We start from the raw sequence: 17,947 nt of genomic DNA on the forward strand, positions 1-17,947 counted from the left end.
AGGGGGAGATCCCCCTCCCTATAACCCTCCCCCCGTTGCGATAGGTCGCACTCGGGGATGGACAAGCATCCCCGAGTGCTCCATGAAAGTATGTCTTCGATCTCAAAACTCCAAAGTGCTGGGTCGTGTTCGATAAAGTTAATCTCTCCCGGCCGAGGCTACCCGGACGGGTAGCGTCCAGGCCGGGTTATCGCCATTGCGAAAGTTCGCGCAGCGAACTGAGCTTGGGCTGCCCCGTAGGGGCTTAAGCCCGATTTCAAACCACAGAAAACACTAAAAAACTCAATAATATTGAGGGAGCATATCTTTGTTACATGCAGATCGGAGTGATTGGCGCATCGGAATGCGACAAAACCCTTGACTCCGTTGCGGAAGAGACGGGACGGCTCATCGCTAAGAGCGGTGCTGTTCTCGTGTGCGGCGGAAGAGGCGGTGTTATGGAGTCAGCATGCCGCGGTGCTAATGGAGAAGGGGGGATGACACTTGGAATACTGCCCGACAGTTCATCGGGGAATCTGTATCTTGGTGCGGTTGTGAAGTCTAACCTCGGGATCGCCAGAAATGCACTTGTAGTCGGCTCTTCTGATGCAGTAATTGCTGTTGGCGGTTCATATGGCACATTGTCCGAGATTGCGATGGCCCTGAAGATGGAGATCCCCGTCTTCGGTCTTGAAACGTGGGACATCCCCGGAGTTGAAATGTGCAAAACTCCTGATGAAGCGGTTTCCAAAGCTGTTTTAGCCGCTGAAAACAGAATGTGATGCAGATGCTTATTGCGATAGTCAGCTCTTCGCTCGATCCGGCAGGAACGGCGATAAGGAAGTCGCTTTTATCGATGCTTGACACCGATGGGTCTGAAGATATTGTGTACGGCGGCCACACACTCCGCTTCTTCGAGACGAAAGATCGGCTGATCTACGAGAACAATCTTGATGAACGAACCGGTGCCGACCTGATAATTTTCATATCCCGGCATACGAGCAAAAATCCCTTTCCCGCTCTGACAGTTCACGTGACCGGAAACTATGGTGATGCCGCACTCGGCGGAGAACCCCGGTCGCTCGCCGCGGCAGCACCTGACTGGATGCATGCAGTATTAAACGAGCTGAATAAAAGAACCCCCGCGGAATACAGGGTTTCATACGAGGTGACGCACCACGGCCCGACCAATCTAAATACTCCTTCATTCTTCGTCGAGATCGGCAGTACCGAAAAAGAGTGGTGCGATGAGAATGCCGCACGGGCTGTTGCATCATCTCTCCTTGAAGTTCTCTCCGCCGGGAGTGTAAGCGGGATCAGGATCGTCGGGTTCGGCGGCAATCATTATGCGGCAAGGGAGACCGAAACTGCACTGAATTCTGATGCTGCCTTCGGTCACATCGCACACACGAGAAATGTTCCCCTGATCGATCGTGCGATGGTTGCACAGATGATTGAAAAGACATCCGCAGATGCCGCGTACATCGATAAAAAGGCGCTGAAAGGAGAGGATGTCAGAAAGATCGAGGAGCTGATCTCCGAAACAGGACTTCCGGTACTGTCCGAGGGGGAACTCCGCTCAATTTCCGGCCTTGAATGGAATACATATCTTGAAATAAGGAAGATCGCCGAAGCAGCGGTTCCCGGCTGTCACGTGGAAGTCCGGAATCTTAAGGGAAAAGGAGTTCCCGAACCATTTCAGGTTGACGGGGAGCTGATCCAGGAGGCAATTAAGGCCGATAAAAAGGATTTCTTCAATAATATCGATAAAATGCCGGTGGTATGCATCTACTCCGCCGACGGAAATTTTCAGCCAATTTTTATCTCGTATAAGGAAAATAGATTACAACTGATAAATGCTTTAATTACTTTGTGTGTTAAAATCTTACGCAAAGGAAGAGGTACGACCGTGGAAGGCGATCTCCTGACCCTGAAAAAGACGCGTCTTGATCCCCGTAAGGCTGCAGAACTGGGGATTAAAAAAGGTCCCCTGCTTGGAGAGCTTGCTTCAGGCAGGGAAGTGGAGGTCGACGGCAGAAAGATCAGCCCGTCCATGGTTCTTACAGTTGAGGAGAAGATCCTCAGAATACCCGGGTTGGAAGGATATCTATGATGAAATCAATTGTTGAAGAAGCGCTCAGCCGAGCAAACGAGGACGCAGAGATGATTGTTGACCGCCCTCAGGATAATGACGAGGAGCTCGAAGAGATCCTCCGCTCTCTAAGGACTGAAATTACTGTCGTGGGATGCGGTGGCGGAGGTTCGAATACCGTTACAAGGATGGCGGAAGAGGGAATCGACGGAGCAACCCTACTCGCCGTAAATACGGATGCCCAGCATCTGATAAGAACAAAGGCCGACAAGAGAATTCTCATCGGAAGACAGCGGACAAAGGGTTTCGGTGCAGGTTCGGTTCCCCAGGTTGGCGAAGAGGCGGCACTTGAAAACGAGGAGGAGATCCGCGGTGTTCTCTCCAACAGCGATATGGTCTTTATCACTGCAGGTCTCGGCGGCGGAACAGGTACCGGGTCTGCACCCGTCATCGCAAACGCCGCACGCGAACAGGGAGCGCTTACAATTGCGATCGTTACACTTCCGTTTACGGCTGAAGGCGCAATCCGTATGGAGAACGCGGAAGCCGGACTCGAGAGGCTTCGCGATGTTGCGGACACCGTGATCGTCGTTCCGAACGACCGCCTGCTTGAAGTCGTACCCCGCCTTCCACTGCACGCGGCCTTCAAAGTATCCGATGAAGTTTTGATGCGTGCCGTCAAAGGTATAACGGAACTTATCACACAGCCGGGGCTCGTCAACCTCGACTTCGCAGATGTCAGGACCGTCATGGAGCGTGGCGGCGTTGCAATGATCGGCATGGGTGAGAGTGACAGTGAGGATAAAGCCGCGGATTCGGTCAAGAAAGCACTCCGTTCTCCGCTCCTGGATGTGGATATATCCAATGCGTCGGCCGCTCTCGTCAATGTCGTCGGAGGTCCGGATATGACGATGGAGGAGGCCGAAGGAGTAGTCCAGGAGGTATACGAGAGGATTGATCCCGATGCGCGTATTATCTGGGGTGCCCAGGTCGATCCGGAGATGCACCACAAGATGCGCACCATGCTCGTCGTAACGGGGGTAAATTCCCCGCAGATCTACGGGCGCGGTGAAGATTCCGGTACACAATCCGGGCAGCCCCGCCGTGAATATGATATTGACTTTCTCAGGTGAAGAGTAAAAATGGCATTTAAATTCGATGAAGAACTGTTTAAGAAATACTGGCGCGTTCTAAAGCTCGCAAGAACTCCGGGCAGGGACGAGTTCCAGAAGATCGCCCTTGTTGCGGCAGCAGGAATACTATTAATCGGTCTGATTGGTTTCATCATATATATAATCATGAATCCATTCTTCTCGTAATTTCATTTTTCAGGGTTTAGGAAAATGACCGAAGAAGCTGTAAAAAACAAGATATATGCGATAAAAACGACCGCAAAACAGGAGCGGACGGTTGTCGACAATATAGTCAAGGCTCTGGAGGACCACGACGAGATCAATGTAGTCGCGGTCATGGCTCCCGACGAGCTCAAGGGATACGTTCTCGTAGAAAGCCCCGATCCAATAGCAAGGATCGAGCAGCTCAGGGAGATGGTTCCGAACGCCCGTACGGTGGTGAAGGGCGAGACCTCCTTCCACGAGGTCGAGCATTTCCTCGAGCCGAAACCGGTAGTCAGCGGAATTGACGAAGGTACGATCGTCGAGCTCATCGCCGGACCGTTCAAGGGCGAGAAGGCGATCGTCAAGCGTGTCGACACCTCCAAAGAGGAGATCACGGTCGAACTCTACGAGAGTATGGTTCCGATCCCGATCACTGTCCGCGGGGACAATGTCCGTGTGATCGACAAGATGGCAGAAGACTAAATTTTCTTTTTTATCTTTCCAATTGATAACTTTAAATTACTTAAAGACCAACCTGTACAGACCCAAGCTTTGGCAGACGGTAAACGCCGCCTGTCGGCAAAGGTGATATTACAATGGGAGAAGTAGTCGAGGTTTTGGTACCCGGCGGCAAAGCTACAGCCGGTCCCCCCTTGGGACCCGCACTGGGCCCTCTCGGAATCAATGTGAAGGCAGTTGTTGACGAGATCAACAACAAGACCAGGGAATTTAACGGAATGCAGGTTCCTGTTAAAGTTCAGGTCGACGACAAGAAGAACTTCACAATATCCGTGGGTGTCCCACCCGCAGCAGCACTCGTAATCTCGGAGTGCGGACTTGAGAAGGGTTCAGGCGAACCCAACACAAACAAAGTGGGAGACTTGCCGTTTGAAGCTGCTGTTCGCATTGCCCGCATGAAACTGGACGACATGCTTTCATATGATGTCAAAAACGCCGTAAAGGAAGTTGTTGGCACATGTGTAAGCGTCGGAGTCACAGTAGACGGCAAAAATCCGAAGGATATGTTTGCCCTCATCGATGCAGGCGAATACGACGGCCAGCTAAATTGAACAGACTATGAAAACCCATAGAAGATCCGTAAGGGTCGTTGAACTATGGAGGTATTAATTTGGTAGAAAGGGTCCAGATTCTTAAGGCCGTAAACGAGGCCGTAGAGAAGGCGCCAAAGAGGAATTTTCAGGAGAGTATGGAGATATCCATCAACCTGAAGAATCTCGATATGGCGCAACCGAAAAACCGTATTGATGAGACAATGATTCTGCCTAAGGGAACAGGCAAGACTGTAAAGATTGCCGTTCTCGGAAAAGGAGATATCACCACTCAGGCAAAGGCTGCAAGTGTAGATCTCATCATTGGACCAGAAGAGATAGAGCGTCTCGGCGGCGAGCCGCGTGAAGCAAGGAAAATGGCTGAAGAGTACAACTTCTTCCTTGCAGAAACAGCAGTAATGCCGCTTGTAGGACGTTATCTCGGTACAAGACTTGGTCCCCGCGGTAAAATGCCACAGCCCGTCCCCCCGGGAATGGATGTCGGACCAATCGTTGAGCGTCTTCGCAATTCTGTCAAATTCCGTACAAAGGACAAAATGACATTCCATGTCAGAGTCGGTTCGACCGGCATGAGTCCCGAGGACGTTGCAGAAAACATTGACGCTATCATGAAGAAGGTTGAGTCCAGTCTTGCGAGTGGATCTATGAACGTACGCTCGGTTTATGTAAAGACATCCATGGGCCCTGCAGTGAGGTTGATATAATGCCGTTATATACGACACACCTTCCGCAGTGGAAAAAGGATGAAGTTGGAAAGATCAAAGAACTCTCTGAGCAGTATAAACTGACAGGTCTTGTAGACCTTCACGGTATTCCCGCAAAACAGCTGCAGGAGATGCGCCGCGACCTGAGAGGCTCGGCAGTCCTGAAGATGACGAGAAATACTCTTATTGAGCATGCATTCAGCCAGCTCGGCGGAGACATTTCGGAAATCAACTCATATATCGACGGCCAGAGTGCTTTGATCTACACGAATGAAAACCCCTTCAAGCTTTACAAGAAGCTTAAGGAGACCATGACCAAGATGGTTGCAAAGCCCGGCGACATCGCACCGGAGGATATTTCCGTATCCAAGGGACCGACAGCGTTTCCGCCCGGACCAATCGTCGGTCAGCTTCAGCAGGCAGGAATCCCTGCAGCTATCGAAAGCGGAAAGGTCGTCATTCGTGAAAACAAAACTGTGGTAAAGGCGGGTGAAGAGATCAGCGCCAAGATGGCGGATGTTCTCGCAAAACTCGACGTCAGACCTATCGACGTCGGTTTGAACCTCCAAATCGCGTGTTATGAAGGCACATTCTTTGAGCCGAAAACACTGGACATTGATGAGAACAAGTACTTCAACAATGTTGTCCTTGCAGCTCAGCAGGCATTCAACCTGTCTGTTAATGCAGCATATCCGACCAAGACAACAGCCGGCGCAATCATAGGAAAGGCTGTCCGCGAGGCCAGAAACCTCGGAGTAGAGGCAGCGGTCTATGAAAAGGACGTTGTCGAAATGATCATCGGACGTGCACAGAGAGAGATGCTTGCACTCAGGGCAATTGTTGAATAAAATAAATAAAAGGTGAAAAAAATGGAGTACATCTACGCAGCACTTATTCTGCACAGCGCAGGAAAGGAAATTAATGAAGAGGCTGTCTCAGCAGTTCTGACAGCCGCAGGTATAGCAGTCGACGACAGCAGGGTCAAAGCTCTTATCGCAGCTCTTGACGGAGTTGACATTGCAGAGGCAATCGAGAAATCCGCAGTAGCAGCAGTAGCAGCAGCACCTGTAGCGGCAGCACCCGCAGCAGAAGCAGCACCTGCTCAGGAAGAGGCAGCAGAGGAAGAAGAGAAAGCTGACGAGGAAGGCGGAATGGCCGGTCTCGGAGCACTCTTCGGCTAAATTCTTTTTTTACTTAGTATTCTTTAGCTCAGTACGCAATTCGGCGTATTACCCTGATAATTAAAACAGAATTTTTATTATCTTAAAATCTGAATTTCTAATGTTTGCGGTCGGGGATTAGTGCCGTAAATACTCAAAATATCTGGTCTGATTTATAAAATTTCGTTTGATTTCTAAAAATATCAATGAATCCTGGTGTGTACATTTAATGGTAGCTAAAGGTAAAGCAGATGAAATTCTGTCGAAATGCAGGGATGCCACGTCTCAGGCCGTCGAAAAGGCGACTGTTGTGAAAAAATCCGCATCATCCGGCATTTCATCAGCAATTAGTGATATGCGGGATAAACCGGCGTCAGGTCCGGACCCCGGCGGGAATAAGACAGGATCTTTCGACGGCAATTCGCAAGCCCCAAAAGAGACTGGTGAATGTCTTCTCCCCGGTGAACTGGTCCTCTCCACTTCAGGCGGAGCGGAAGATCGGGAAGAAAGAAGAGCGGATGATACAGGTGAAGAAGAGATCAGGCATTCGACTGATGAGATTATCAACGGATGCGGGAGGAATATTGCAGACTGCTTCAAGTCCGGTCTGCGTGATAAAAAACTGCTGACAATTGCCGGAGCAATGGGGATTGTATGGCTGATAATAAGCCTGCTTCCGGCGATCGGAATAAATCCCCTGCCCGTTCAGTTCCTTTCGTTCCTGACGTTCGCCCAGGGCGGACTTACAGGGGGAGGGCTCGGATTTATCGGGGGAATTATCGGGAAAGGTCTGATCGCCTATTTCGTAACTCTCGTGATCGCAGGAAGGATCACCTCCAAAAGCACTGTCTCGTCTCTCCGCTCATTTAAGGCGAATATCTCCGGGAAAAAATGGGATTCGGTCTCCATTGCTCCCCTGCTGATCGGTGTGGGATCGGCTCTCGTGATCTACAACTTCCTTGCAGGGACGTCGAGTGTATTCAACTGCATGGTGGGAGTTGTGGCATTCATAGTTGCCGCCCGGTCCCTTTCTTCGGGAAAGGGCTGTATCAGGAAGATCTTTGCCTCCCTGTTTGCAAAGGACGGACGTGCTGATACCGGTTTTGTTACAAAAATTATGGCCGGATGGGCGGCAGGATTCGGACTTGGGGCAGTCCTGTCCCTTCTTGGAGGAATACTCGGGGGCTACATCTGCTATATCGCTGGAGTCGTCATACTGCTGGCAGGAGCCGGGCTTGTGTATTCCTCGGGAAGAAAGGAAGGTGCATCTGCATGAACCGGACAACTAAAGTCCTGATATTCGCACTGGCCTTTTTCCTGCTCGCCGGTATTGCATCTGCGAGCTATTCACTTACGGATACCGGTAGTTACGACTATGTTCTTGGTGAAAAGTACATCCACAGCATGGAGGGGGACGAGTATGTCGTCGAGATGCCCATTAATGTTTATAAAAAAGGGACCGGCGATCTCCTCGCAACTGAGGACACCCTCCTGATAGTGGGAAATCTTGGCAAGGTGGAGCCTGAATCACTTCGCGTGGATGTATCCACCCTTCCAGTGGAGATATCCAGCTATACATACGGCAATCCCTCTGTCGATGAATACACCGGAACCGGAGAGGTCACGGGCAGCTATTATATGCTGACCGATTTCGGCATCAACCGCAAGTCCCAGACAATAGATGAATTTGTTTCCTACCTTAAAGGCGAGCTTCAAAAAGAGGTCGAAGGCTCCAGTGCGAATATCGAGTATATCGATACGACCGTAAACGGTCACCGTGTTGTAGGTGTTCTTGAAGTTGTTGACGATTCCAACTGGAAGGCGGGCGGCATAAACACCGACAACCACAGGAGCAACCGTTTTGTCTATTATGTCATCAGGGAGGACTTTTATCCCGAAGGTTCAGGGTTTGCGTATTTCAAAATAGACGGAAGCTTCAGCCTCACGCATACTCTCGGGAGAAAACTGTCCAGCTACCCTTACCCCTCGGAGAGCCAGATCAACTCCGCAATATCGGAGATGGATCGTGCTCTTGCAAATGCGATGACCTTCCTCGATTCGGTAATCGATGACGCGGCGAATGCAAAGGCGAAACTTATCGTCGGTAATTATGATGAGGTCTTTGGCGGCTACGGGGCGGGTGCGTTCTCGATAAACACACTTGCAGGCGGCCCGGGAGATACTGATTACGGGATTCCGCTTGTAATAGTAATGGGGATTCTTGCAACAGGCGCCGCACTTGCCGGCGCTTCGGCGGCTTCCAGCGAAGGTGTCCTTGAGAGCGGACGTACAAGCACGTACAGGATGAGAATCCGGAAGGATTTCGGGGACTATGTAAAATGCGGTGCCGATCCCGAGACGCTCTATGCAGCAATAATTGAGACGACCGCGGAAGGAAACGAGATCGAAAGGGAAGACCTCTCGTCGTCGATTACGATGTCGTCAGGCGGCGGTCTTGTTGTCGGCGACCAGGCACTCTCGGGCGGGTACATGGCCGCTTTAATCTCGGCGGCCGAAGATGAGGCTGCCGAAGAGGGTGTAGTCAGGGTATCCTATACCGGAAAGGGCGGGTCGTTTACAAACAACATCCGTTTCAGGATAATCGGAAAGCCACGGATTGAGTTCCCCGAACAGGGCGATGCACTGGATATGCGGCTGAATGTATTCTACGGCGACGGCCTGACCTATGATGTCGAAGTGGAGCTCGTAAACTTCCTGGAGCCACCAAAGGAGATCACAGTCAGCAAATCGGATGAGGCGCCTGTTTCATGTTCAGTCGGAAAAGCAGACAAAGCAGCGGCCGGCGATAACCGCTACATAGTAAAGGTTGTCAACAACAGCCCTCTTCCCGAAAAAGACGCACAGGTCAGGAGTTTTCCTGTATGGGTTAAGACGACAACCTCAGAAGATAAGATCGTCGAGGACAGTTTTACCTTGTACTTATATCCCGAGGGCCTCAGTGTCACCGGTGTGGTGTACGACAAGGAAGGGCATGCACAGTTTGCGGCATACGACGATACCAACACCGAAGAGGACGATGTCATGGAGACAGACTTCTTCGTTAACCTTGCCGTAAGAGTAACCGAGAATGGCAAAGAGGTAGTAAAGCTTGTCGAAGGGACGGATTATGCCCCTGAATTCAGCAGCCTTAAAGGAACGGACCAGAAAACCGGCGTCCTGACCTCGAAGTTCAGGTACGAGATCGAAAAGAGGCCCGACAATACGAATAAGGCGTACAAATTTATGCCCTCACAGCAGGTAGGCGAGCCCGACAACGACCCGTATTACCTTACCCTTCCGATATCCTGTGAGTACGCCAACGAGACATACGAACTCAATCTCCCTGTAAGGCTTATAGGCGACAAACTCGGCGTAAGAAGCGACCGGGAAAGGGAACTCGAACTCCTGAAGACGAGGGTTCAGAAGTTCGGAATGAGTCCGGAGGTCGCACGTTTCCTGAGAGAGAACGCAGGCAGTCTTTCGGCCGCCCAGATCCGCCTGATCAGCAAGAAGATCGTCTATGATTCGATCGTCTACTATACACAGGAGTCCGCTGACTTCATGCAGACAGCCGATTCGATGAACGACTGGATAAACTACCTGACTGTTGTAAAATGGTTTGGAGATCAGGCGTTCTCATACCTTGCGACGATCTATTTCGGCCCTGCTGCAGAGGCGATCCTTACCCCGGCGAAGGAGCTTTCTGTCGAGATTGTCGGTGAACTGTCGTCAGATCTCTTTATGGGATATCCTGTTGACTGGAACGAGATAAAATCAGGGCAGCACATATCTGAGATGATAGAGAACTATGTGAAGTCATGCTTCGAAGATATCGGGAAGGCCAGCCCGAAGAAACTTGCATACGTTATCGCGGGCCTGTGTATGTTCAACCTGATACGCCACTACACGTTCGACCTTGACGAGAACGGAAAGCGCAACTGGTATAATGCATTTATCTCGGCATTCTCCGATATATCTCTTGAATTCTTCAAGAATAAATTCGGAAGCTTCCTGAAAGGAAAGCTCGACGATCCGAACTCCGGCATATCGAAACTTCTCAAATCTTCGACTGTCAGGATGCTCGAAGAGATGATGCCCGAGGGCAGATTGTCGGTACCGGGTGTAAATTCGCTTACCGACGACGCAACGGCCGGAACGGCACTCAAGAAATATGTCGAGGAGATTTTCGGCCTTGGCGCATCCTATGTGACACAGACGGCAGGAAAGATTGCAGCCGAGGGAGTCTTCGTCAAAGTAAAGATAGGTGAATCTGATTCAGACCGCAGTGTCGACTGGTATATTGTCGTGGACCCGATCAAAGCGGCAGACAAGATATTCGAGTATATCTTCACATCCCTCTATGAGTCGTTCCCGTTCCCGACAGCAGAACCGGGTCCTGCAAGCGATCCCCGCGATCCGTTCTACATGAACCCGTCTAGCAACCAAAAGATAGGATAATCCTTTTTTTATTTTTTGTTCAAACGTATTGTTATCCATCCCTGCTGTCATCGCTTTTGTAACCTCCGCAGGGTTATTTGTTGGTACGACTGGTGTCTTTGAGTATGTCATGCCTGGCAGTTATCTGCCTGTTTTAACGAACAAATAGGATAATATTTTAATATTTACCGCTCATTTGATATTTGTAACAAATGGAAGTGTGTTTTATGAAGAAAATGTTCGTTTTAATCGCAGCCGTTTCGATACTTGCTGCATTACTGCCTCTTTCGGTATCTGCTGAAACAATCGGCGGAGATCAGGGATGGATTAATGTCTATTGTAACGTTGACGGAGCATCTGTGTATTTCGATGGTCAATACAAGGGAGAGATTGTTAACGGGATCTATACCCAGGCAGTCTATTCGACAGGTACGCCCTATCATTCAATAAGTGTTGAAAAATCAGGATACTCTACATGGTCTGAAGAGCTGGATACAAATCCCGGAATGGGAGAATCCATGAATGTGTATGCCACAATCAATCCGGTCACAGTAGTACCTACGTTAATCGGTGGGGATGTCGGTTACTATACAGTCTACTGCAATGTTGACGGAGCAGATGTCTACTTCAACTCCGACTACAAGGGCCAGACTGCGAATGGTGAACTTACAGTAGAGGTCTATACGACCGGAACACCCTATACGACATATACAGTCAGCAAGTCCGGCTATACATCATTTACAGCCCAGATCTCCGAGTATCCTGCAGCAGGAGAGACCGATAAACTCTATGCCACGCTTGTCGCATCACAGCCCACAGCCACGCAGGGAAGTCCGGTTTCAGTATTCGCAGTGATAGGGGCATTGATTGCAGGTCTTGTAGGATTTGCTTTAATTGCAAAAAAGAACTAAAATTATCCATTTTTTAAAAAAGAAATATTCTTAACCTTTACAGGCTACACTACTGATAACAATTCATTCTGTGCCTTAACAGTCTTTCCGGAGTGCGCAATATGCCTGAAAAAATTCTCATATTGGATGATGAAAAGCCAATACTTGAGATTATGTCTTTGTTTTTAAGGAGAAAGGGGAATGAAGTCTCCTGCTTTTCCAGCGGAACGAAGGCCCTTGAAAGCCTCAGGCAGGAATCGGAAGCAGGCGTCCCTTATACTGTGGCAATACTCGATGTATCCGTACCTGGAGATCGTGGTGCCAGGGAACTTGTCGGACCGATGAAAGAGACAAATCCCGGTCTGAAGGTAATCATATCCAGCGGTGATTCTGTAGAAGGAGCGATGGAAAATCCGTCTTTGTATGGATTTTCAGCTTCACTAAAAAAACCGTTTCGGGCAGCCGATATCGATAAAGCCATTGAAGAAGCCAGGAAAAAATAACATAAGATCTTTAATTTTTTTGGAATTCGTGATGCCTTATATATCTCTTTACAGGCTGATTGCAACATAAAAAAGATACTATCTATTTGAATTCTTTATTTCACCAGGCTGGAATTTCTTCCTTTTTTGCAATTGATGAATCTGATGGTGATTATCAAATTTACCGCTTTAAAAACATATATATACATCTTTTCATACAAGATAAAATCCTGGAAAAGAGCCGATAGAATACCTGTTCCTACAGAATGTCAATAAAGAGGTCAATTATGGATCCCCGTTTATCAACAGCCTTCAGGCGACTTGTTGGCTCCCTGCTAATTTTGGTTATAATGCTTAATTTAATAATATCGCCGGGATATGCCGCTTATTCTGAAGATCAGGTTCTGGTGGTCGGCGCTGACGAATATTTCCCCCCCTATGAGTATATAGATTATAACGGCCGTGCCGCAGGTTTCAATATAGACATAATGAATGCAGTCGCCGAGGAAATGTCGCTCAATATCAGCGTACAGCCCGGCCCCTGGCATGAAGTGAGGAACGATCTCGAAAGCGGCAAAATCGACTTCATAAGCGGTATGTTCTACTCCGAAGAGCGGGATGAGGTGGTCAATTTTTCAGAACCATACATCTCCGTCTCGCATGCAATATTCGTAAGGGAAGGTTCGGATATAAGCGGCCCTGAAGACCTGAAGGGAAAGGAGATTGTCGTCGAAGAAGGGGACATCATGCATGACTACGCCCTGGGGCTCGACAGTTCGAATACGATAATTACCACGCACAACCAGTCCGAGGCACTTTTACTTCTTGCCTCGGGAAAATACGACGCAGCCCTCCTTTCGAAGCTGCACGGGGAGCACCTGATTATGCAGTACGGAATTGCAGGAATCATCACGGCGGGTCCTCCCCTGGAGATAAGGGAATACTGTGTTGCCGCTTCTGCAAATGCAAGCAACCTCCTTCCCGTAATAAATGAAGGCCTAGTAATAATCAGGAACAATGGAAAGTACGATGAGATCTACAAAAAATGGTTCGGTGTTTTTGAAGAGAGGGAATTCTTTCTTACACTGATAAATATTGTAATTTTCATTCTTCTGCCTGTTATTATCCTCCTCGCCATAGCATTGATCTGGTCTGTTTCCCTGAGAAGAAAACTGACTAAGACCTCGTCAGAACTGGAGGATGAACTGGTAAAACAGGAAAGAGTCAAAAAGGCGTTGCAGGAGAGCAAAGATAAGTATGAAGTCCTGTTTAATTCTTTAAATGAGGGAGTATTTCTCTGTGAATATGATCCTGTCAAAAAAAGCGGCAGGATAATCGAGGTAAACGATACGGCCTGCCGCCGCCTGGGTTATACCCGTGAAGAAATGATGGGGAAGAATCTCTTCGATATTACCCGGATGCTCTCCTACGATTGTGAAACCCTGGTTGAAAAACTTACCAAAGAAAAGAATGAGATATCGTACTATGCGGAGCATGTGAGAAAAGACAGATCCGTATTCCCTGTACATGTCAAGGCACGCCGTCTTACTTATGGCGGCGGAGAATATGTCCTCCAGCTCGCGCGTGACATCACGAAAGAGAGAGAATTTGGTGAACGCGAGGCCGAAGCCCTGAAAAAAATCGAGATGAACCTGATACAGCTCGCAACTCTTAATGATGAGATTCGCAATCCTCTTACCGTGATCGCCGGAGTGACGGATATGGAGACGAAAGATTCCAGGAATATTATCCTTGATCAGGTTAGAAGGATCGACGAGATAATCAGCAGGCTTGATCGCAGCTGGATCGAATCGGCAAAGATAAGAGAATTCCTCAAAAAGCACATGGAAATTAACGAAAAAGACGAATTATCCGAAAAAAAATGAATATAAATTTGGACTGGTCCTAAAATAAAACAAGGGAATCCTTATTTTTATACAATATCCTAAAGCTTCAATTCCGCGATCAGGTTCCTGATAAAAAGCTCGTGAAGCCTGAGATCGTCCCCCAGTTCCGGGTGAAACGCAAGAACCATATTTTTGCCCTGCATTGCTGCGACGATCCCGTCATCTATCTTTCCGATGACTTTCACCCCGGGTCCTGCCGAGACTGCAACCGGTGCCCGGATGAAGACAGCCCTGAACGGCTCCGAAAGGCCTTCTATCTGTATTTCCGATTCGAAAGAGTCCTTCTGCCTCCCGAAGGCGTTCCGCCTCACTTCGATATCCATTATGGATAACGGCTTTACGTCATCATCATCGACGATCCTCGAGGCAGAAAGCACCATGCCGGCGCAGGTGGCGAATATCCCTCCACTGAAAGTCTTTAACGGCTCCCTCAGGTTATTCCTGTCGATCAGGCGCGATATTGTGGTCGACTCTCCGCCCGGTATTGCAATGGCCTGGCATGATTCGACATCTTCCGGCCTTTTCAGGGCGAAGACCTCATAACCGTCAATATCCTTTATAGAGTCCAGGGTTCGGTCAAATGCATCAAGATGCTCACTGACGTCTCCCTGGAGGGCAAGAACTCCTGCCTTAATTTCCACGGGTGGAAAGCACCTCGTCTTCCCTTAACAGGTGTACATCGAGGCCGGGCATTGCATCTCCGAGGCCGCGGCTGACTTCGGCGATGACTTTAGCATCGGTGAAGTGATCAACCGCCTGAACGATTGCGGAGGCCATAACTGAAGGTTTTTCAGACTTGAATATTCCCGATCCCACAAACACGCCGTCGGCACCGAGCTGCATCATCAATGCGGCATCTGCGGGCGTTGCAATGCCTCCCGCAGAAAAGTTTACTACAGGAAGTCTTCCCAGTTTTGCACATTCGGCGACGATGTCGACAGGAGCTTCGATGCTTCTTGCATAAGCCGCAGTCTCCTGTGATGACATTCCCTGGAGCATCCTGATCTCGCCCGTAATCGATCTCATGTGCCTGACGGCCTCGACAACATTGCCTGTGCCTGCTTCGCCTTTCGTCCTGATCATTGCAGCCCCTTCTGCAATTCTCCTGCAGGCCTCCCCGAGATTCCTGGCGCCGCATACGAAAGGAACTGTGAACTCTTTTTTATCTATATGAAATTCCTCGTCGGCTGGTGTGAGGACCTCGCTCTCGTCGATCATATCGACGCCGATTGCCTCAAGCACTCTCGCTTCGACGAAATGGCCGATCCTTGCCTTTCCCATTACCGGGATCGTGACCGCATCGATGATCTCTTCGACTATTGCGGTGTCCGCCATCCTTGCGACACCGCCAGCCTTCCTTATATCTGCCGGAACACGCTCAAGGGCCATTACCGCAACTGCGCCTGCCTCTTCTGCAATTACAGCCTGTTCTGCATTAACGACGTCCATTATTACGCCGCCCTTCTGCATCGAAGCAAAACCTCTCTTGATAAGTTCTGTTCCGAAACGTAATTCCTCAAGTTTCATGCTGTAGTAATATTGTCCAATATCAGCAATAATATAATTGCATAATGCCGGCGAAAAAAAGCGGGAGTGTGGTGCTCATCTCATCAGAAGGCCTGCAAGGACGCACTGCCCGAAAGAGATGCATCCGTCTCCCAGCGGTAGTTCCCTGTTGAGGAGGGGTTTCAGGTTGTTCTTCTTCAGCTCATCGATTATAGTCGTCCTGATATTATGGTTGTATGCCACTCCGCCGCTGACTGCGACATCCTCGAGGCCGTATTTCTCGGCAGCCATTACAGCCATATGTGCAACTCCTCTGGCGAGATTGTACTGGAATGATGCAGCAAGATCGGGGATATTCATGGTTCCTGATTTCTCAAGTGCTGTTTCAAGCAGGCCCCTTGTCGAGAGAACCATCCCCGCTTCATCGCTCGTATATTCCAGGTCCCATGACTCACATCTACCGGCTGAGGCTACCGATTCAAGTTTCATCGCCGGTTCCCCGTCGTATGTTCTTTCGCGGCAGATGTCGAGAAGGGCTGAAGCGGCATCGAGGACTCTCCCGGTACTGCTGGTCTCTGCCACGTTGAATCTCCTTTCAACCTGTTTCTTCAAAACCCCGAGTTCCATATCGCCCCAGCCTCTCGCTGAGAGGAGTTCTAGGACTTCGTCCGACTGCATTATTCCGTATAACATTCTCCCGGGGAAGCGGGTGGCCAGGTCACCGCCGGGCATCAAAACGGTTTCCAGGTGACCTACTCTTTTTAGATCGGTGATTTCGCCTGCGAAGATCTCCCCGCCCCAGATCTTTCCGTCGTCACCGTAGCCGACACCGTCGATCGCGATACCTATACAGGGTTCGGTGGTTACTGCCGCAATGTGGGCGCGGTGATGCTGAACCGCCACGGTTTCAAGGCCCTTAGATTCGGCAATCTCTTTAGCGTACCTTGTCGAGAGGAACTGTGGATGGAGATCGTGTGCGATAAAATCATATTCTGCCCCAATGATCCTTCCCATTTTTTCAACAGTTTCCCTGAGATAGCCGAGTGTCGGCGGGTTCCTTACATTTCCGACGTGGGGGGACGTATACGTGAATCCGCCCTTGTATATTGTCGCGTTCGAATTCAGTTCCGGGCCCACCCCGAGAATTACTGCTGAACCGAGGTCGATCCCGATCCTCTTCGGTGCATAACCTCTCGACAGGCGGATGATATAGCCCTCTCTTACAACCGAATCGTCACACCTGTTTTGAATATGGCGGTTATGGGAGAGGAAGTAATCGACACAATCTGACAGTTTCTTTACTGCCTCACCCGTTTCTGTGATCATGGGATTTCCGGGAGAATTGGCGCTCGTCATGATCAACAGCGGGTTTTTGAGGTGCGAAAAGAGGAGGTGGTGAAAACCCGTGTAAGGCAGCATGCACCCGAGCGTATTGAGGTTTGAGATATCGGGATGCGATGCCGGATCTTTTTTATAAAGCACCATAATCGGGTGCTCCGGGCCGGACAGGGTCTCTTTCTCCTCCGGGGAGACATCGCAGATGTCTTCGACGGTATCCCAGAGGCCCATGACCGCAAGCGGCTGCTCTGTCCTTCCGAGGCACTTCTTGAGTTTCAGGGCTGAACTCTCGATACAGACCAGATGATAACCGCCAATTCCCCTGATCGCAAATACCCGGCCTTCATCGAGAAGTTCGGCGGTCTTCACTATGGGATCATCTGTGTCGACATGTTTGCCGTTTTTGTCAAGCAGTTCGAGGGCGGGGCCGCAATTTTCGCAGGCTATGGTCTGTGCATGATGGCGCCGCGATCGCGGGCTGGAGTATTCTCTTTCGCATTCAGGGCAGCAGGGGAAGTCGTTCATCGTCGTTCTTTCCCTGTCATATGGGATCTCCCTGATGATGCTGTATCGTGGGCCGCAGTTGACACATGACGTCGCCCAGTAATTCTCGTACCTGCCGTCTTTTTCAAAGATATCCTTTACACATTCGTCACAGATGGCGACATCCGGCGGGATAAATCCGGTGAGTTCTCCTGTTCCGCTTTCGACAATCCTGAAATCCCGGGGGTGATGATCTGCATTTTCTTCAGGATCCAGTACCTCGACTGAATCTATCCTTGAAAGGATGGTCCCTTTTGAAACAGATTTGAGGAATTCATCGAAATGATCTCCGAATGCAATGATCCTGACTTCACTTCCGAGATTTTTCACCGAACCCCTGATTCCGTATTTTTCTGCCTCCGAGTACACGAAGGGCCTGAAACCCACTCCCTGTACTATTCCCCTTATTATTATCTGACCACTTTTACGCATGAAAAAAACCGGGATGCAGTATTATCACAAACTATATGATGATTTAAACCCTCAAAACGGATAAATCTAA

Annotated in this window: 17 protein-coding genes; 14 read left to right on the forward strand and 3 right to left on the reverse strand. The window is 49.6% G+C overall.

Features of this window, described 5'->3' with window-relative positions:
- Positions 1-314: 314 nt before the first annotated feature.
- The 14 genes from METPAY_RS01050 to METPAY_RS01115 all read left to right on the forward strand — a co-directional run bounded on the left by METPAY_RS01050 (position 315) and on the right by METPAY_RS01115 (position 14,037).
- The gene (locus METPAY_RS01050; protein WP_048148367.1) at positions 315-761 is read left to right on the forward strand and encodes a TIGR00725 family protein; all 447 of its coding nucleotides are present in this window, start codon (positions 315-317) and stop codon (positions 759-761) included.
- Positions 762-766: 5 nt separating this feature from the next.
- Positions 767-2,092: a D-aminoacyl-tRNA deacylase gene (locus METPAY_RS01055; protein ID WP_048148408.1), complete on the forward strand. Its 1,326-nt coding sequence runs from the start codon at positions 767-769 to the stop codon at positions 2,090-2,092.
- Positions 2,092-3,204 (forward strand): cell division protein FtsZ, encoded by a 1,113-nt coding sequence (gene ftsZ / locus METPAY_RS01060; RefSeq protein ID WP_048148410.1) that lies wholly within the window; start codon positions 2,092-2,094, stop codon positions 3,202-3,204. Before METPAY_RS01055 ends, ftsZ begins: the two co-directional genes overlap by 1 nt.
- 9 nt (positions 3,205-3,213) lie before the next feature.
- The gene (locus tag METPAY_RS01065) at positions 3,214-3,390 is read left to right on the forward strand and encodes a protein translocase SEC61 complex subunit gamma (protein WP_048148369.1); all 177 of its coding nucleotides are present in this window, start codon (positions 3,214-3,216) and stop codon (positions 3,388-3,390) included.
- A gap of 24 nt (positions 3,391-3,414) precedes the next feature.
- Positions 3,415-3,891: a transcription elongation factor Spt5 gene (locus tag METPAY_RS01070; protein ID WP_048148370.1), complete on the forward strand. Its 477-nt coding sequence runs from the start codon at positions 3,415-3,417 to the stop codon at positions 3,889-3,891.
- 113 nt (positions 3,892-4,004) lie between these two features.
- Positions 4,005-4,478 (forward strand): 50S ribosomal protein L11, encoded by a 474-nt coding sequence (locus tag METPAY_RS01075; RefSeq protein WP_013330053.1) that lies wholly within the window; start codon positions 4,005-4,007, stop codon positions 4,476-4,478.
- Between the two features lie 59 nt (positions 4,479-4,537).
- Positions 4,538-5,182, forward strand: coding sequence for a 50S ribosomal protein L1 (locus tag METPAY_RS01080; protein ID WP_013330052.1), 645 nt, complete (start codon positions 4,538-4,540; stop codon positions 5,180-5,182).
- Positions 5,182-6,030 (forward strand): 50S ribosomal protein L10, encoded by an 849-nt coding sequence (locus METPAY_RS01085; RefSeq protein ID WP_048148372.1) that lies wholly within the window; start codon positions 5,182-5,184, stop codon positions 6,028-6,030. The genes METPAY_RS01080 and METPAY_RS01085 overlap by 1 nt, the downstream gene beginning before the upstream one ends.
- A gap of 21 nt (positions 6,031-6,051) precedes the next feature.
- Positions 6,052-6,363, forward strand: a complete 312-nt coding sequence (rpl12p, locus tag METPAY_RS01090) for a 50S ribosomal protein P1 (protein ID WP_048148373.1) — start codon at positions 6,052-6,054, stop codon at positions 6,361-6,363.
- A 208-nt stretch (positions 6,364-6,571) separates the two neighbouring features.
- Positions 6,572-7,618 carry a hypothetical protein gene (locus METPAY_RS01095; protein WP_048148375.1) on the forward strand — a complete coding sequence of 349 codons (1,047 nt, stop codon included), beginning with the start codon at positions 6,572-6,574 and terminating at the stop codon, positions 7,616-7,618.
- Complete coding sequence (locus METPAY_RS01100; RefSeq protein ID WP_048148377.1) at positions 7,615-10,800, forward strand: hypothetical protein; 3,186 nt, start codon at positions 7,615-7,617, stop codon at positions 10,798-10,800. The genes METPAY_RS01095 and METPAY_RS01100 overlap by 4 nt, the downstream gene beginning before the upstream one ends.
- 206 nt (positions 10,801-11,006) lie before the next feature.
- A complete protein-coding gene (locus METPAY_RS01105) occupies positions 11,007-11,690 on the forward strand; it encodes a PEGA domain-containing protein (RefSeq protein ID WP_048148378.1) in 684 nt (227 codons plus the stop codon).
- Positions 11,691-11,791: 101 nt separating this feature from the next.
- Positions 11,792-12,172, forward strand: coding sequence for a response regulator (locus METPAY_RS01110; RefSeq protein ID WP_048148381.1), 381 nt, complete (start codon positions 11,792-11,794; stop codon positions 12,170-12,172).
- Between the two features lie 329 nt (positions 12,173-12,501).
- A complete protein-coding gene (locus tag METPAY_RS01115) occupies positions 12,502-14,037 on the forward strand; it encodes a transporter substrate-binding domain-containing protein (RefSeq protein ID WP_245611490.1) in 1,536 nt (511 codons plus the stop codon).
- A gap of 59 nt (positions 14,038-14,096) precedes the next feature.
- Here METPAY_RS01115 and pdxT read toward each other — a convergent pair whose 3' ends face one another.
- The 3 genes from pdxT to hypF all read right to left on the reverse strand — a co-directional run bounded on the left by pdxT (position 14,097) and on the right by hypF (position 17,877).
- On the reverse strand, positions 14,097-14,699 hold the full coding sequence (gene pdxT, locus METPAY_RS01120) for a pyridoxal 5'-phosphate synthase glutaminase subunit PdxT (protein ID WP_048148383.1): 603 nt from the start codon (positions 14,697-14,699) through the stop codon (positions 14,097-14,099).
- A complete protein-coding gene (pdxS, locus tag METPAY_RS01125) occupies positions 14,689-15,585 on the reverse strand; it encodes a pyridoxal 5'-phosphate synthase lyase subunit PdxS (protein ID WP_048148385.1) in 897 nt (298 codons plus the stop codon). The genes pdxT and pdxS overlap by 11 nt, the downstream gene beginning before the upstream one ends.
- Before the next feature lie 75 nt (positions 15,586-15,660).
- Positions 15,661-17,877, reverse strand: a complete 2,217-nt coding sequence (gene hypF, locus METPAY_RS01130; RefSeq protein ID WP_048148386.1) for a carbamoyltransferase HypF — start codon at positions 17,875-17,877, stop codon at positions 15,661-15,663.
- Positions 17,878-17,947: the final 70 nt, after the last annotated feature.

It is taken from the genome of Methanolacinia paynteri (genome assembly GCF_000784355.1).
In the GTDB taxonomy this organism is placed as follows: domain Archaea; phylum Halobacteriota; class Methanomicrobia; order Methanomicrobiales; family Methanomicrobiaceae; genus Methanolacinia; species Methanolacinia paynteri.

Bases quoted from the DNA above. Each gene is read 5' to 3' on its own strand.
- METPAY_RS01055 (WP_048148408.1), top strand. From the start codon at position 767: ATGCTTATTGCGATAGTCAGCTCTTCGCTCGATCCGGCAGGAACGGCG.
- METPAY_RS01075 (WP_013330053.1), top strand. From the start codon at position 4,005: ATGGGAGAAGTAGTCGAGGTTTTGGTACCCGGCGGCAAAGCTACAGCC.
- METPAY_RS01095 (WP_048148375.1), top strand. From the start codon at position 6,572: ATGGTAGCTAAAGGTAAAGCAGATGAAATTCTGTCGAAATGCAGGGAT.
- METPAY_RS01085 (WP_048148372.1), top strand. From the start codon at position 5,182: ATGCCGTTATATACGACACACCTTCCGCAGTGGAAAAAGGATGAAGTT.
- METPAY_RS01105 (WP_048148378.1), top strand. From the start codon at position 11,007: ATGAAGAAAATGTTCGTTTTAATCGCAGCCGTTTCGATACTTGCTGCA.
- METPAY_RS01070 (WP_048148370.1), top strand. From the start codon at position 3,415: ATGACCGAAGAAGCTGTAAAAAACAAGATATATGCGATAAAAACGACC.
- METPAY_RS01100 (WP_048148377.1), top strand. From the start codon at position 7,615: ATGAACCGGACAACTAAAGTCCTGATATTCGCACTGGCCTTTTTCCTG.
- pdxS (WP_048148385.1), bottom strand. From the start codon at position 15,585: ATGAAACTTGAGGAATTACGTTTCGGAACAGAACTTATCAAGAGAGGT.
- METPAY_RS01065 (WP_048148369.1), top strand. From the start codon at position 3,214: ATGGCATTTAAATTCGATGAAGAACTGTTTAAGAAATACTGGCGCGTT.
- rpl12p (WP_048148373.1), top strand. From the start codon at position 6,052: ATGGAGTACATCTACGCAGCACTTATTCTGCACAGCGCAGGAAAGGAA.
- METPAY_RS01110 (WP_048148381.1), top strand. From the start codon at position 11,792: ATGCCTGAAAAAATTCTCATATTGGATGATGAAAAGCCAATACTTGAG.
- METPAY_RS01050 (WP_048148367.1), top strand. From the start codon at position 315: ATGCAGATCGGAGTGATTGGCGCATCGGAATGCGACAAAACCCTTGAC.
- ftsZ (WP_048148410.1), top strand. From the start codon at position 2,092: ATGAAATCAATTGTTGAAGAAGCGCTCAGCCGAGCAAACGAGGACGCA.
- METPAY_RS01115 (WP_245611490.1), top strand. From the start codon at position 12,502: ATGCTTAATTTAATAATATCGCCGGGATATGCCGCTTATTCTGAAGAT.
- hypF (WP_048148386.1), bottom strand. From the start codon at position 17,877: ATGCGTAAAAGTGGTCAGATAATAATAAGGGGAATAGTACAGGGAGTG.